General features: G+C 63.6%; 14 protein-coding genes and 1 pseudogene. 12 read left to right on the forward strand and 3 right to left on the reverse strand.

Annotation, left to right across the window (positions count from 1 at the left end; genetic code table 11):
• Positions 1-34: 34 nt before the first annotated feature.
• The gene (locus tag CFE35_RS18250; RefSeq protein WP_292932782.1) at positions 35-1,726 is read right to left on the reverse strand and encodes a class I adenylate-forming enzyme family protein; all 1,692 of its coding nucleotides are present in this window, start codon (positions 1,724-1,726) and stop codon (positions 35-37) included.
• A 195-nt stretch (positions 1,727-1,921) separates the two neighbouring features.
• On the opposite strand from CFE35_RS18250, the gene lgt reads away from it, so the two are divergent.
• From lgt to CFE35_RS18280, 6 genes are all read left to right on the forward strand, one after another.
• Positions 1,922-2,824: a prolipoprotein diacylglyceryl transferase gene (gene lgt, locus CFE35_RS18255; RefSeq protein WP_292932784.1), complete on the forward strand. Its 903-nt coding sequence runs from the start codon at positions 1,922-1,924 to the stop codon at positions 2,822-2,824.
• A gap of 20 nt (positions 2,825-2,844) precedes the next feature.
• Positions 2,845-3,939 (forward strand): SAM-dependent methyltransferase, encoded by a 1,095-nt coding sequence (locus CFE35_RS18260; RefSeq protein ID WP_292932786.1) that lies wholly within the window; start codon positions 2,845-2,847, stop codon positions 3,937-3,939.
• 302 nt (positions 3,940-4,241) lie between these two features.
• Complete coding sequence (gene petA / locus CFE35_RS18265; protein WP_292932788.1) at positions 4,242-4,805, forward strand: ubiquinol-cytochrome c reductase iron-sulfur subunit; 564 nt, start codon at positions 4,242-4,244, stop codon at positions 4,803-4,805.
• An 11-nt stretch (positions 4,806-4,816) separates the two neighbouring features.
• Positions 4,817-6,109: a cytochrome b/b6 gene (locus CFE35_RS18270; protein ID WP_292932790.1), complete on the forward strand. Its 1,293-nt coding sequence runs from the start codon at positions 4,817-4,819 to the stop codon at positions 6,107-6,109.
• Between the two features lie 33 nt (positions 6,110-6,142).
• Positions 6,143-6,979 carry a cytochrome c1 gene (locus CFE35_RS18275; RefSeq protein ID WP_292932792.1) on the forward strand — a complete coding sequence of 279 codons (837 nt, stop codon included), beginning with the start codon at positions 6,143-6,145 and terminating at the stop codon, positions 6,977-6,979.
• A 78-nt stretch (positions 6,980-7,057) separates the two neighbouring features.
• Complete coding sequence (locus tag CFE35_RS18280; RefSeq protein ID WP_292932794.1) at positions 7,058-7,594, forward strand: adenine phosphoribosyltransferase; 537 nt, start codon at positions 7,058-7,060, stop codon at positions 7,592-7,594.
• A gap of 8 nt (positions 7,595-7,602) precedes the next feature.
• Here the strand turns inward: CFE35_RS18280 and CFE35_RS18285 are convergent, their stop codons facing one another.
• Positions 7,603-8,247: a YqaA family protein gene (locus CFE35_RS18285; protein ID WP_292932796.1), complete on the reverse strand. Its 645-nt coding sequence runs from the start codon at positions 8,245-8,247 to the stop codon at positions 7,603-7,605.
• Between the two features lie 266 nt (positions 8,248-8,513).
• Here CFE35_RS18285 and CFE35_RS18290 point away from each other — a divergent pair, with 266 nt between their 5' ends.
• The 6 genes and pseudogenes from CFE35_RS18290 (at position 8,514) to CFE35_RS18315 (ending at position 13,870) form a co-directional block, all read left to right on the forward strand.
• Positions 8,514-9,044, forward strand: a complete 531-nt coding sequence (locus CFE35_RS18290) for a hypothetical protein (protein WP_292932798.1) — start codon at positions 8,514-8,516, stop codon at positions 9,042-9,044.
• Between the two features lie 62 nt (positions 9,045-9,106).
• A pseudogene (locus CFE35_RS18295) lies at positions 9,107-9,493 on the forward strand (terminase family protein); the annotation flags it as partial.
• A gap of 28 nt (positions 9,494-9,521) precedes the next feature.
• On the forward strand, positions 9,522-9,890 hold the full coding sequence (locus CFE35_RS18300) for a DUF2793 domain-containing protein (protein ID WP_292932800.1): 369 nt from the start codon (positions 9,522-9,524) through the stop codon (positions 9,888-9,890).
• 193 nt (positions 9,891-10,083) lie between these two features.
• Positions 10,084-11,190 (forward strand): OmpA family protein, encoded by a 1,107-nt coding sequence (locus CFE35_RS18305; RefSeq protein ID WP_292932802.1) that lies wholly within the window; start codon positions 10,084-10,086, stop codon positions 11,188-11,190.
• Between the two features lie 983 nt (positions 11,191-12,173).
• Complete coding sequence (locus CFE35_RS18310; RefSeq protein WP_292932804.1) at positions 12,174-12,953, forward strand: SDR family oxidoreductase; 780 nt, start codon at positions 12,174-12,176, stop codon at positions 12,951-12,953.
• A gap of 35 nt (positions 12,954-12,988) precedes the next feature.
• Positions 12,989-13,870, forward strand: coding sequence for an enoyl-CoA hydratase-related protein (locus CFE35_RS18315; RefSeq protein ID WP_292932805.1), 882 nt, complete (start codon positions 12,989-12,991; stop codon positions 13,868-13,870).
• Positions 13,871-13,949: 79 nt separating this feature from the next.
• Here the strand turns inward: CFE35_RS18315 and CFE35_RS18320 are convergent, their stop codons facing one another.
• A complete protein-coding gene (locus tag CFE35_RS18320; RefSeq protein ID WP_292932807.1) occupies positions 13,950-15,194 on the reverse strand; it encodes a thiolase family protein in 1,245 nt (414 codons plus the stop codon).
• Position 15,195 lies beyond the last annotated feature (1 nt).

The raw sequence follows: 15,195 nt of genomic DNA on the forward strand, positions 1-15,195 counted from the left end.
TCCCCTTATCCTATCCGACCTTGCGCGTCTCTTGTCATTGCGCCCCGTAACGCTGCTTGAGGGTGCGCTTGTCCACCTTTTCCGTGCCGAGGCGGGGCAGCGCCTCGTGCTCTTCCCAGAAGCGGACGGGGATCTTGAAGGCGGCGATGTGCGAGGCCAGGAACGTGCGCAGATCGTCTGCCGTTACCGTGCAGCCTTCCTTGGCGAGATAGACCGCAACCGGAACTTCGCCGTAAAGCTCGTCCGGCAGGCCGAACACGCTGGCTTCGGCCACGCCGGGGTGCGCGTAAATTGCGTTTTCGACCTCGATGCAGGCGATGTTTTCGCCGCCGCGGATGATGATGTCCTTCTTGCGGTCGACAATGAACAAGTAGCCCTCGGCATCGAGGTAGCCCAGATCGCCGGTGCGGAAGTAGCCATCGGGCATGATTGCGGCGGCGGTGGCTTCGGGATTGTCCCAGTACCCCAGGAAATTGGCCACGCTGCGGATCGAGACTTCGCCAAGCTGACCTTGCGGCACCGGATTTCCGGCATCATCGAGAATGGCCAGATCGACCAGCGGACGAGAGGCTGTGCCGGTGCTGCCGGGCTTGGCGATGTAGTTTTCATTGAAGTTGCCGCAGCCGACGCCGTTGGTTTCGGTGAGGCCATAGCCGAGGATCGGGAAGGCGTGGGGCAGCGCCTTGCGGATGCGATCGACATGCTCGACCGGACGCGGCGCACCGCCAGCGGCGAACGTGACGCAGCTGGAGAGATCGTACTTTTCGTGATCGGGGTGGGTGGCGATCTCGTAGCTCATCAGCGGGACGCCGACGAAATACGTGACCCGCTCGCGCTCGATCAGCTGCATCGCGGTGACCGCATCCCACTTGGCCATGAGCACCAGCTTGCGCCCCAACGCAAAGGACTGGAGCATGAGCGGCACTTCGCCGGTGACATGGAACAGCGGCACGTTGACGAGCGCGATGGGCTGTGCACCCGCTGGCGGTGCTTCGCCCCGTGCGGTCATCAGGCCGAGCACCATGACGCTTTGCGCAAGGTAGCTGTAGGTGCCCTGCACCACACCGCGATGATCGGAGTAGGCGCCCTTGGAAACACCGGTCGAGCCCGAGGTGAACAGCACGGTGGCCAGATCATCCGGCCCGACATCGCGCAGCGGGGTGGCCGCATCGCCGCCCTTGGCGGTGAGCGCCGCGAGGCCTTCAGCCGGATGGCAATCGTGGAGCATGGGCAAGATTTCCGCGCCATGGCCAATGCTGGTGAGCCGTTCGGCGCGCTGGCGATCGGCGATGATCAGGCGGCAGCCGACCATGTCGATGCCATGGGCCATTTCCTCGCCCTGCCACCAGCCGTTGATCAGCACGGCGCAGCCGCCGGCCATGAGGACCGCCATGTAGGCGACGATCCAGTTGGCCGAATTGCGCGCGGCGATGCCAATGCGATCGCCCTTCTGGACGCCGTGCCCCGCAACGAGACCGCCAGCCGCGATCCGCGCGGCTTCGAGCGTTTGCGCGAAGGTGAGCCGGACATCGCCATCGACGATGAACTCCTTGGCGCCGTGGAACATGCAGAACTGGGTGAAATAGGCCCCCAGCGTGGGCGGGGCCGCGGCGATCATCGGCAGATCGCGGCCAAAGGCATGGTGCGGCGTGGTGGCAAGCATCCCGCCGGGGGCGGTCAGCCCGTCCATCACCTGGGCAAGATCCCGGTCAAGCTGGGTCAGCATGGTCTGGCAATCACTCCTCTCGGCCCTGATCCGACCTCTCCGGGCCGATCTCGGGTTTGCTGTGTTATTCGGTTTGCCTCGCGGGTTTGCCCTGTGCCAGAAGGCCGCGCAAGGCCGCGATGCGCGTGGCACAAAACAAAACAGTTCCGACGCAAACCGTTCGTTTCGATCTCGATCCTTCAGGGAGCTTGGCCCTTGCTGTCACTATCGGCTGTCGCAGCCGCCACCACCGGATACCAGCCGCTGCACTGGGAGAGCCTGGGCCTCTCGCCAATCGCGATCGACCTCGGGTTCTTCGCGATCAAATGGTACAGCCTGGCCTATCTGGTCGGGATCATGCTGGCCTACTTCCAGCTGGGGCGGATGATCCGCCAGCCGGGCGCACCGCTGGCGCAGCGCCACGCCGACGACCTTTTCTTCTATGCAACGCTGGGCATCATCCTGGGCGGGCGGCTGGGTTATGCCGTGTTCTATGCGCCCGAATTGCTGACTAACCCTGCACGCCTGATCCGGCTGTGGGAGGGAGGGATGAGCTTCCACGGCGGGCTGATCGGCACGGTGCTGGCGATTGCATGGGTGGCGTGGCGCGGCGGGCTCAATTTCGTGCGGACTTGCGACTACATTGCCGTCTGCGTTGCGCCGGGCCTGTTTCTCGGGCGCTGCGCCAACTTCGTGAACGGCGAACTGTGGGGGCGCGTGACGGATTCGAAAGTGCCCTGGGTCATGGTGTTTCCCGGCGCCGGGCCGCTGCCGCGCCATCCCAGCCAGCTTTATGAAGCGCTGCTCGAAGGGCTGGTGCTGGGCATCGTGCTGTTCGTGCTGTTCTGGCGGACCCGGGCGCGCTGGCGGCCGGGCCTGCTCGTCGGAATCTTCGCTGTGGGCTATGCCCTTGCCCGCTTCACGGTGGAATTCTACCGCGAGCCTGATGCGCAACTGCTTGATTTTGCAATGCGCAGCGGGCTTTCGATGGGCCAGTGGCTGACCTTGCCGATGATGGCGATCGGCCTTAGCTTCATCATTCGCGCGGTGGTGCGGCCGCCGCTGGCCGTCTCGTTCCAGCCCGCCGGACAGCCGAACGGGCAGACCGTGGTCTCCTGACGGTACGGGCGGACGCCGAAGTGAGCAGCAACGCGAATTCTGCAGCAGGCGGGCTGACCGCTGTGTTCGCGCGGTTGATCGCCGCAACGGGGCCGATTTCGATTGCGCACTACATGGCCGAATCCAACGCCCGCTATTACGCCGCGCGCGATCCGCTGGGTGCGGCGGGGGATTTCGTGACGGCGCCCGAAATCAGCCAGATGTTCGGCGAACTCATCGGGCTGTGGCTCGCGGATATCTGGCGGCGGGCGGGCAGCCCTGAGCGCCCCTGTTACGTCGAGCTTGGGCCGGGGCGCGGGACGCTGGCACGCGATGCGCTGCGGGCGGCAAAGCGCGGCGGCCTCGTCCCCGACGTCCATTTCGTGGAGACCAGCCCGGCGCTGATCTCCCTCCAGCGCACGGCGCATCCAAGCGCGACATGGCATCACGATCTATCGAGCCTGCCGACCGACCAGCCGCTGCTGATCGTCGCCAACGAGTTTCTCGATGCCTTGCCGGTGCGGCAACTCGTGCGGGCGGCGAGCGGCTGGCGCGAGCGGATGGTGGGACTGGATGCGAACGGCGCATTTGTACCCGTCGTAGGCACAAGGCCGATGGATGCGGCAGTGCCGGCACTGTTTGCTGATGCCGGTGAAGGCGCGATCCTTGAAGCATCGCCTGCGGCGGCGGCAGTGGTGCAGGATGTGGCTGCACGGATCGCTGTGCAAGGCGGCGCGGCGCTGTTCATCGACTATGGCTTTGTGCAGCCGCAGCTGGGCAGCACGTTGCAGGCGGTGCGCGCGCACCGGAAGGTCGATCCGTTTGTCGAACCGGGCAAGGCCGACCTGACCGCGCATGTCGATTTTGCCTCACTCGCTGCAATAGCAGAGGCCGCCGGTGCGCGCTGGCTAGGCACCAGCGAACAAGGCGGATGGCTGGCCGCGCTGGGCATAGGCGCGCGCGCAGGGGCGCTTGCCCGAGCCGCGCCCGAAGCGGCGGAGGCCATCGAAGCGGCAGCGCTGCGGCTGACGGCTCCGGCGGAAATGGGCACATTGTTCAAGGTGATGGGCCTTGCCGAGCCCGGATGGCCCGATGGAGCAGGCTTTGCGCGAGTCAACGCCGAGGGACGCGCCTGACGGCCTGTCACAGCATCGCCAGATCCTTTTTGCGAACCATTTGCAGAAAGGATCCAAGTCCCTGATTGAAATGCGATTAGCTGCCTTGAACATGCGGCAAAATGCTTGTTGGCAAACCGCAGGCTTTGCGTCTATCAGGCGCGCCCAAGGGGGGCCGGAATCTCGTGTGACAGCGAGGCTGGCGCGGTATGGGCGGAAGAGCGTCCCTTTGGGCACTTTCCCGCCGGACCGGTGTGGGACACTTTAGGACACGCTCTGCGCGCCTGATTACAGGCGGTGGCAGCGGCAAGCAGGGAATGGCAATGGCTGAACAAGCAAGCATCGCGGAAGCGACCATGACTGGCGAAGGCGTACGGCGGCGTGATTTCATCAATATCGCAGCTGTAAGCTTCGCAGGCGTTGGCGGACTCGCCGCGCTTTATCCGTTGATTTCGCAAATGGCGCCTTCGGCTGACGTGCTGGCGGAAAGCTCGACCGAAATCGACATCTCGGCAATTGCTCCGGGTCAGGCGATCAAGGCCGTGTGGCGCAAGCAGCCGGTGTTCATCCGCAACCTGACGCCTGAGGAAATCAAGCAGGCAGACGGCGTTGATGTCGCCAGCCTGCGCGATCCGCAGACGCTGGAACAGCGCACCACTGCCGGGAAAACCAACTGGCTGATCACCATGGGCGTTTGCACTCATCTGGGCTGCGTTCCGCTTGGTGCCGGCGAGGGCGAAGTCAAGGGTGAGTTCGGCGGTTACTTCTGCCCCTGCCACGGCTCCGTTTACGACACCGCGGCACGCATCCGCAAAGGCCCGGCCCCCAAGAACCTTGAGGTGCCCCCCCACGAATTCTCTTCCGACACTGTCGTGAAGATCGGCTGAGGACTGACACGATGAGCTTTCCCTGGGCGAACGAATACAAGCCAACCAACCCGCTGATGCAGTGGGTCGATAGTCGGCTTCCGCTCCCGCGCTTTGTTTATAACGCCGTAGGCGCGGGCTACCCCGTGCCCCGCAACCTCAACTACATGTGGAACTTCGGCATTCTCGCCGGTTTCGCGCTGGTTCTGCAGATCGTGACCGGTGTCGTTTTGGCGATGCATTATGCCGCCAACGACAAGGTCGCCTTCGACAGCGTCGAGCACATCATGCGCGACGTGAACTGGGGCTGGATGCTCCGTTATGCCCACGCCAATGGCGCGAGCATGTTCTTCATCGTGGTCTACACCCACATCTTCCGCGGCTTCTTCTACTCTTCGTACAAGGCCCCGCGCGAGATGATCTGGCTGCTGGGCGTGGTGATCTTCCTGCTCATGATGGCGACCGCCTTCATGGGCTACGTGCTTCCCTGGGGCCAGATGAGCTTCTGGGGCGCGAAGGTCATCACCGGCCTGTTCTCGGCGATCCCGCTGGTCGGCCCGCCGCTGCAGGAATGGCTGCTGGGCGGCTTCGCGCCGGACAACGCTGCGCTGAACCGCTTCTTCTCGCTGCACTTCCTGCTGCCGTTCGTGATCCTCGGTGTGATCATCATGCACGTGTGGGCGCTGCACATTCCCGGCTCGTCGAACCCGACCGGCGTGGAAGTGAAGACGGAATCGGACACCGTGCCGTTCCATCCCTACTACACCGCGAAGGACGGCTTCGGACTGGGCATCTTCCTGATGCTGTACTGTGCGCTGGTGTTCTTTGCGCCGAACCTGCTGGGCCACCCGGATAACTATATTCCGGCCAACCCGCTTTCGACCCCGGCGCACATCGTTCCCGAATGGTATTTCTGGCCGTTCTACGCGATCCTGCGCGCCTTCACCTCGGACTTCATGTTCATCCCGGCCAAGCTGATGGGCGTGCTCGCCATGTTCAGCGCGATCCTGGTGTGGTTCTTCCTGCCCTGGCTCGACACGAGCCCGGTCCGTTCGGGCCACTACCGCCCGCTGTTCCGCAAGTTCTTCTACCTGCTCGTGGTTGACGTGCTGGTGCTGGGCTACTGCGGTGGCGCACCGGCCGCGGAACCCTACGTGATGATCTCGCAGATCGCGTCGATGTACTACTTCCTGCACTTCCTCGTGATCCTGCCTGTCGTGTCATCGATCGAGACGCCGCAGCCGCTGCCGTTCTCGATCACCGAAGCTGTCCTGGGCAAGGACGAGAGCGCCGCGCTTTCGCCCGCCAAGCCTGCGATCGCCTGAGCCTGCCACCCGGCACATCCAAAGGGAAACCTCATGGTCCGTCTATTTGGCCCGCTCGTTGGCCTCTTCTTCGCAGTCGCACTGCTTTGGTCGTTCGGAAACGGCGCCTACAACGCAGCGACGCAGCCCACCCCGCCGAACGCGGAGGCGCTGTTCCACATGCACCCGAAGGAAGTTAAGTTCTCCTTCGACAGCGCATTCGGCACGTTTGACAAGGCCCAGCTGCAGCGCGGCTTCCAGATCTACAAGGAAGTCTGCTCGAACTGCCACAGCCTGAAGCAAGTGGCGTTCCGTGATCTGACGCAGCTTGGCTACAACGAAGCCGAAGTGAAGGCGATTGCCAAGAACTGGGGCAGCAAGGCGCAGACCTTCGACCCCAAGACGGGTGATCGCGGCGAGCGTGCGAACCTGCCTTCGGACCACTTCCCGCCGGTGTACTACGCTGGTCAGGGCGTGCCGCCGGATCTGTCGCTCATCGCCAAATCTCGCCATGGCGGTGCGCAGTACATCCACTCGCTGCTGACGGGCTATGTCGATCAGGCTGGCTACAAGAACGAAGCGGGTGAGGAACTGCTCAAGAAGTTCCCGGATGCGAAGACGCCCGATGGGCTGTACTTCAACCCCTACTTCGCCAACCTGAACCTGGCGATGCCTGCGCCGCTGGTGAGCGATGGTCAGGTGACCTACAGCGACGGCACCAAGGCGACTGTCGACCAGATGGCCATGGACGTTTCCGCGTTCCTGACCTGGACGGCCGAACCCAAGCTCGACAAGCGCAAGCAGACGGGTTGGCCGGTGCTGGGCTTCCTGCTGGCAGCGACCGTTCTGGCTTACCTCGCCAAGCGGAATGTCTGGGCTGACAAGCACTGACGATCTGGCGAAACGCCGACAAACAAAGGCCACCGGCAACGGTGGCCTTTTTTGTGCGCGGCGCTATCTGAGCATTCCATGACCAAGGATGAAATCAAGGCGCTGGTGCGCACGGTGCCCGACTTCCCCGCGCAGGGAATCCTGTTTCGCGACGTGACCACGCTGATCCGGCATGGCGAAGGCTTTGCCGCGTGCATTGCCCACCTTGCGCGGATGGCTGAGGCCGCAGGCGCGGATGTGATCGCCGGGATGGAAGCGCGCGGGTTCATCTTCGGGGCCGCCGTGGCGGCGCACTTGCGGATCGGCTTTGTGCCGGTGCGCAAGCCGGGCAAGCTGCCGGTGGCCACGGTGGGGATCGACTATGCACTGGAATATGGGCGCGACCGGCTGGAGATCGACCCCAGCGCCATCACCAAGGGCGCGCGGGTGGTGATCGTGGACGACCTCATCGCGACAGGCGGGACGGCACTGGCGGCGACGGAGCTGCTGCGGGGGGCGGGCGCACGGGTGGACCATGCGTTGTTCGTGATCGACCTGCCGGACCTGCACGGTGCAGAGCGGCTACGCGGTGCGGGCGTTATCGTGGAAGCGCTAATGGACTTTCCGGGGCACTGAGGCCGGGGTCAAAAGTCTGCCAGTGTTGCCTTGGCGCAGACGAGGGCTTCAGCGTCGGTGCCGCTACCACCACCGGTAAACAGGCCGGCCAGCAAGAACCCACCCACTACGAACACCACGAAGCCGAGCGTGACGAGACCGAGGTACTTGTCGATCACGCGCTTGATCGGTGCGCCGAAAAGCTGGAACAGCCCGCCGACAATCATGAAGCTGATAGCCCGGCTGATGATGCTGGCGAACAGGAACGTCACCAGCGACATCTTGATGAAACCGGCGCTGATCGTGATCAACTTGAACGGGATGGGCAGAACGCCCTTCACGATGATGATCTCCCAGCCGTGGGCGCGAAGATAGCACGCAGCCTGGGGGAAGCTTTCGGACAGATGGAGCATCGCCAGCAGCTGCTTGCCGACGCTGGCGAACAGGAAATAGCCGATGGCATAGCCGAGCAGCCCGCCGATTACTGAACCTGCAGTTGCGACAGCGGAGAACCGCACAGCCTTCTTTGGTTCCGCAAGGCACATGACGCCGAGCAGCGGGTGTGGCGGGATTGGAAAGAAGCTGGCCTCAATCGCCGAAAACAGCGCCAGCCAAACTTCGGCAAGCGGGTGCGTGGCCTTGGCCAAAGTCCAGTTGTAGAGGCTGCGAAGCATGGAGCGAGGTACTCGGTTAGGCGGATGTGCGTGCGGGCGAATCCAGGTGGGATTCCGGTGAAGCTCCCTAGCAGCGCAATGCAAATATTCCCTAAGCGAGCGGACGGCAAAGCGCTAGGGGGCCTGCAATTAACCATATGGGTACAAACTTCTTGACATCGTCACGCTGTTTGAGTACATACCAGGAACATCGCGATAGACCGAGTCGCCGCCTCACCGCAGCGAACCGCTCCGCGCTTTCCCATTCCCCAAGCAACGGATAGCCAATGGCCAAGCGATCCAATGCGCCCAAGCTGCGTGGCACTGCCACGACGCAGCATGGCGAATCCACCAGTGCAGCGCACTGGATGGCCGATTTCCTTGCCGCCCTGGCCGACACGTCCAACGTGGCCGCCGCAGCCCGCAAGGCCCAGATCGATGTCTCGACCGCCTATCATCGGCGGCGGCAGGACGACGAGTTCAATCGCAAGTGGCAGATCGCGCTGTGCGAGGGGTACGACAATCTCGAAATGGAGCTGCTCTACCGGCTCCGCACCGGCGAACTGAAACCCGCGACGGGTGCCAAGCGGTCCAGCCGCAGCTTTGATAATGCCACCGCCTTCCGGCTGCTGGCCGCACACCGCGAATCGGCGGCGCGCGAGCGGGCGCGGCGCGACCATGTGAGCGCCGAGGAGATTCGGGCTTCCATCGATCGCAAGGTCGAGGAGCTGCGGCGGCGGGTGATGGATGCAAAGGCGCAGCGCGAGGCCGCTGCGCTGGCCGGGGCTATCCTGCCCAAGCCGCAGGGGGCGGCGTGACTACGGATCGGCTCGATTTCCTGCGCCACGATGACGACGGGATCGCCCATGAGCTGCCGGACATGCTCGATGAAACCGAGCGCGATGCAGTGCCCTGGAACTGGCCGCTGTGGGCGCGCACATCGCAGCTGCCGCCGCCGGGCGACTGGCGGGTGTGGCTGATCATGGCGGGGCGCGGCTTTGGCAAGACGCGCGCCGGTGCGGAATGGGTGCGGATGGTGGCCGAGCGCGATCCTTCGGCCCGGATCGCGCTGGTGGCGGCTTCGCTGCACGAGGCACGCAGCGTGATGATCGAAGGCGAGAGCGGACTGATGGCGATCAGCCCGCCGCACTTGCGGCCGCGCTATGAGCCATCGCTGCGCCGGATCGTGTGGCCGGGCGGCGCGCAGGCGCTGCTCTATTCGGCAGCGGAAGCCGAAGCCCTGCGCGGGCCGCAGCACAGCCATGCGTGCCGGGCAGAGCCAGAAGGAAGTTACCGTGAATGAAGCACTGCTGGCCGCAGACATCCTGCTGCACCCTTCGATCGAGGCCGTCGTTTCGAGCCCACCGACAACGCCCGCGTTGGGACAGTGCTGGCTCGTGGGGACGAGCGCGACTGGCACATTTGCCGGCCATGCCCACCACATCGCGGCGTGGAGCGAAGGCGGGTGGCAGTTCTTGCCCCCCCGCAATGGCATGCGTGTATTCGACCTCTCCGCTGGTGCTGATCGTCTTTTTCTCGCAAGCAATTGGCAGATCGTGGCAGCACCCGCAAATCCGACAGGCGGCAGCTTTGTTGATAGCGAGGCGCGCACTGCTATCGCAGCGATTCTTACCGCTTTGACGAATGCAGGACTGCTTTCCTGATCACTTGATGACTGTTTCGAACCGCACTTCCAAGAACCTGAACAAGCTATTGCAGGCTGCGATTGTTACGTAGGGATATGGTTTTAGTTGCCTTTTGGCAACAGCCCCTCTCAGGTTGGCTTGCAAGCAAAATCGAGAGCCGCTAATGGCTGGTGCATCCCGAGGCATGCCTTCGATTAAAGGGGAAATGAGAATGCGGAAACTGCTCCTGGGCTTGGCCCTGGCGTCCACGGCGCTCGCAACGCCGGCGCTCGCCAAGAAAGATTCCTGGTACGTTGAAGTCGATGCCGGCGCGATGATCGTCGAAAAGACCAGCGTCAAGATTGGCGGCATCGAGGATGCGGCGACGATCAAGAACCGGACCGGTTATGATGTCGGCGGCATTGTCGGCTACGATTTCGGCGGTTTCCGCCTCGAATCGGAAGTCGGCTATCGTCGTGCGGGTCTGGACCGCATCACCAACAACCAGGGCGCTACTGTTGATCGCGCTGCTGGCACGCTGAAGGGTCATAGCTATGCCCTCAGCTACATGGTCAACGGCCTGCTCGATTTCGGCAGCGATGATGGCCTGCAGGCGTTTGTCGGCGGCGGCGTCGGCCTCGCCAACGTTAAGTACAACTACGTGACCCGCAATGGCTTCGGCGCTGTCGATGATTCGGACACGAACTTCGCTTGGCAGGGCCTTGCTGGCGTGCGCGCGCCGCTTTCCAGCCACTGGGACGTGGGCTTGAAGTATCGTTACTTCAACTCCAGCCGCGTGAACCTGGTTGGCGACGGCACCCTCACTGGGAAGCGCATCCGCGGCGAATGGCGTTCGCACTCGCTGATGGGTACGCTGGCTTACAACTTCGGTGGCGAACCTGCGCCGATGCCGGAACCGCCGGCTCCGCCGCCGCCCCCGCCGCCCCCGCCGCCCCCGCCGCCCCCGCCCCCGCCGCCGGCTCCGGTCTGCAACAAGGGTCCGTATATCGTGTTCTTCGACTGGGATAAGTCGAGCATCACGCCTGAAGCGGCGACCATCCTCGACAACGCCGTTACGGCTTATGGCAATTGCGCCAGCGTGCCGATCATGCTGGCGGGTTACACCGACCGTTCGGGTTCGCCGAAGTACAACCAGGGCCTTTCGGAGCGCCGCAACGCTTCGGTTCGTGGCTACCTGACTACGCACGGCATCCCCGATGGCTCGATCACCAGCCAGGCCTTCGGCGAAAGCAACCCGCGCGTTCCGACCGCTGATGGCGTTCGCGAACTCCAGAACCGCCGCGTGGAAATCACGTACGGTCCGGGCTCGGGCATGTAAGGTACGGCAAACTGCCGACAATGAATTGGGGGCCGGAGAAATCCGGCCCCTTTTTCGATGGCGCGCAGTTTATGATAAAACTTGGCTGAGTGGCCGCATCTGGGTGCTTGAAGGTAAGCACCAGGCAAGCTGCTTCGCCATTTGGGTTGTCGCCGGTCCTCGCCAAAAGGCCGATTCGACGGACCGTGACCGAGGCTCGGATTCGCATTCGCCAAGAGCACTGTCCGGACCTATCCGCACAGTTGCAGACATATGCGTATAGGAGGTAGCGGGAACCGCAAAAATCACTCTAACTACTTGATTAAAAATGTTCTGCGGGAAGGTTCTGTGATGCCCGAGGCCCCACATGAAGCCCCCAAAACTACGGAAAGCATTGGTTCTACGCACTTTCTGGGAACCGAAGTGATGCGGGCAGTCTAACGCGGCCAATACAACCGATACCAGCAACGCTTCTGGATGTCATCAAATGTTGATGGATTGCAGAGGGATACAAGGCTTGCGTTGGCCAGTCGGCCCATAGCGCAATTGAGTCGGACTCGTCTCTAAGGGGTCTAAAAAGCTGTCTGCGTGAGGGAGGCTGCAAGACCTCAGATGACCTGGGATTCGACAGCAAGTGCCCTATTAAGCTGATCTGGCCGTCATCGACTGACAGCCGAAGACAACTGTGCCTGAGCTACCGGTCCCAAGGCGGCGGGTTACGACCACAATTCGCCGTTCCGCGGAATTGATGCGAATGGCTGCTTTTCCCGAAACCAGCCGCTCGCTCGGCGCGTAACCGTTAGGCAGCATTGCGCACACTTCCGGTGCTCCTTCAAAAGCCTGAATTGAAGATCGCATGCAGACTGCAAAAATGGACGTGCAAGCAAATGCGCCCGGCTGCGGCCGCGCTTCCACTAGCACTTTGCAGAAGTGGACGAGCTCGGGCTAGTGGGAGACCTTGCCGGACGAAGCGCCCGATGAGTGCCGGATGATGAAGGATTGCCATGCCCTACCAACCCTTTGACCTTGGCGGGAAAGTCGCGCTCGTGACCGGAGGGAACGGCGGCATCGGCCTCGGCATGGCGGAGGCGCTCGCGCAGGCAGGGGCGTCCGTGATCATCTGGGGAACAAACCCGGCAAAGAATGCTGCAGCGAAGAGCAGGCTGGAAGAAACCGGAGCGCGCATCGCCAGCGAAATCGTCGATGTGTCGGACGAGCATGCTGTGAGCGCGGCGATGGAAAAGGCGGTCGCCGAATTCGGCCGTGTCGATACGGTCGTGGCCAATGCCGGCGTTGGCGGCGGCGGTCAATTTGATACGCTTACGACCGAGCAATGGCGCAAGGTCATGGCGGTCAATCTGGACGGCGTGTTCTTCACGCTGCGTGAGGCGTGCAAGCACATGAAGGCGCGCGCCGAAGCGGGCGATCCGGGGGGCTCGCTGGTTGCGATTTCGTCGACCTCGGCCATCCACGGCGCTGCGCGCAACCAGGCCTATGGCACGGCCAAGGGAGCGCTGTGCTCGCTGGTTCGGGCCACCGCCGTCGAGTTTGCCCGCTACGGCGTGCGCGCCAACGCGGTGCTTCCGGGCTGGACGGTCAGCGAAATGACCGAGGCCGCGCAAGCGAACGAGAAGTTCAACCGGCAGGTGATTTCGCGCGTGCCCTTCCGGCAATGGATTGAGCCTGAGGATTTCGGCGGGATCGCGGTTTATCTCGCCTCCGATGCATCGCGGTTCCACACCGGAGACAGCATCGTCCTTGATGGCGGGTACACGATCTATTGACCGTACTGGCTATTGACCGAACTGGAGTTGCCCCGATGGAAGATGCGTCCTCGTCACTGGTGCTGAGCGACACGCCGCAAATCGGTATCCGTCGGCTTACGCTGAACCGTCCGGAGAAGCGCAACGCGCTCTCGAATGCGCTCAGGACGGAACTGTTCGCGGCGCTCGAAGACGCGGACAAGGACGCGGACGTTCGGGTTATCATCCTGCGGGGTGCCGGTTCGTGCTTTTCCGCGGGCTATGACCTTTCGCCGGAGGCCAGCCTGCAGGCGCCGCCCTATCATACGGCCGGCGGTCCGGGCTTCTGGCCGCGGCACGTCGTCGAAGGGGTGTTCCGGATCTGGGATCTGGCAAAACCTGTCATTGCACAGGTTCACGGCTGGTGCCTCGCCGGGGCGACGGAACTCGCCACGGCCTGCGACCTCATTTACCTGAGCGAGGACGCACAGATCGGCTACCCGCCGGTTCGCGGAATGAGCCCGCCCGATACCCAGTTCCACCCGTGGCTGTGCGGCCTCCGCTCGGCGATGGAGCAGATGCTGACCGGGGACGCGCTTTCTGCCCACGAAGCGGTGCGCGTGGGCTTTGCCAACCGGGCGTTCCCGCTCGAGGAGCTTGAAGGCGAAGTCCTCAAGATCGCGGAGCGGATCGCGAAGATCCCACCCGAGGTCCAGCAGATCAACAAGCGATCGGTGCACCGGGCGATGGAAGCGATGGGGCTGCGGTCTGCGATACGTGCGGGCACGGAAATGCAGGCATTGGCAATGACCACCGAGGCTTCCCGGCAGACCTTCGCCGGCTTCCGCGCCGGAGACGTCCGCGGTGCGCTCGATGCTCGTGACGGGTCTTTCGGAGATTACCGCACGTCGGTCCCATATAACCCTGAAAAAGCCAACGAACCCGCTGACACGAGGTGAGCGCAACCGCTGGGCTGCTTTGCACCAGAAGTGTCGTTATTCGGCGCGTTCACTAGCGTCCGACTGACCTGCCATTCATTTAGCCAGTCCGAGACAGGACGGACACAACGCACACCGCTTCTTCGACGCCCCATAGCCCGCCGCCATTCTCGGCAACAGCGACCCTTGCGCGCTCGACTTGCCGTTTGCCAGCTTCGCCCCGTAGCTGCGTTACCAGTTCGAAGATCTGGGCAAGCCCGGTCGCGCCGATTGGGTGGCCCTTGCTTTCAAGGCCGCCCGAGGGATTAACCGGCGTGCGGCCGCCCAGCGCCGTATGACCGTGCAGCGCTGCTAGTCCGCCCTCGCCGCGCGGTGCAAGACCGAGGTTCTCGACCTGGATGACCTCGCCCACCGCAGTTGCATCGTGGACTTCCGCCAGATCGATGCTTTCAGGGCCGAGGCCGGCCGCCTCGTATGCCTTGAGCGCGGTGACCCGGCCGATATGGCGGTCCAGATCGTCGGGGTCGCGGTCCACCGAAGTGCCCAGAACGCAGGCCCGGAGTTCCACCGCGCGCGCACCGACGCCCAGTCGGCGCAGGCCCGCTTCGGTGCACAAGACCGCCGCCGCCGCGCCGTCGCTGACAGGGGCGCACATTGGCAACGTCAGCGGCCACACGATAGGGCGCTCTGCCAGCACCTCAAGGGCCGAATAGGCGCGGCGATATTGGGCGCGCTCGTTGTGGACGGAATGCGCGTGGTTCTTGGCCGCGACCGCCGCGAACTGCTCCTGCGTCGAGCCGTAAAGCCGCATATGTTGGCGCGCGAAGGCGGCGTAGATGTCCATGAACACGCTGCGCCGCTCTGCCGGAAGAGGCAGCGCTGCATCGTCCATGCCGCCAAGTGCCAACAGCACCGCGCGGCTCGCCTCCACCGTGGCGACGTCCCAACCGGCGTCGAAAATGCCGAGCGAGCGCGTGCGATCCGGGTGCGAGAGCTTTTCCGCGCCCACCGCGAGAACGATGTCGGCAGCTCCCGCCTTGAGATAGTTTGCAGCCTCGAACAGCGCGGTGGAGGCGCTGGCACAAGCATTCTCGACATTGGCGATGGGAATGCCCGCGAAGCCAAGCGGGCGCAGCGCCGCTTGGCCCCGGATCATGTGCTGGCCTTCCAGTGCGCCCTGGCTCGTATTGGCAAACCACGCAGCCTCGATCAGCGAGGCCGCACAGTTCGCATCGGCAAGCGCAGCATCGACCGCCTGCCGCGTCAGGTCCTTGACCGTCCGCGTCAGGTCGATGCCGAAGGTCGTCATGCCGACCCCGGCGATGTAGATGGCCTTGCCCGCCATT

The sequence above is a fragment of the Novosphingobium sp. PASSN1 genome, assembly GCF_002278815.1.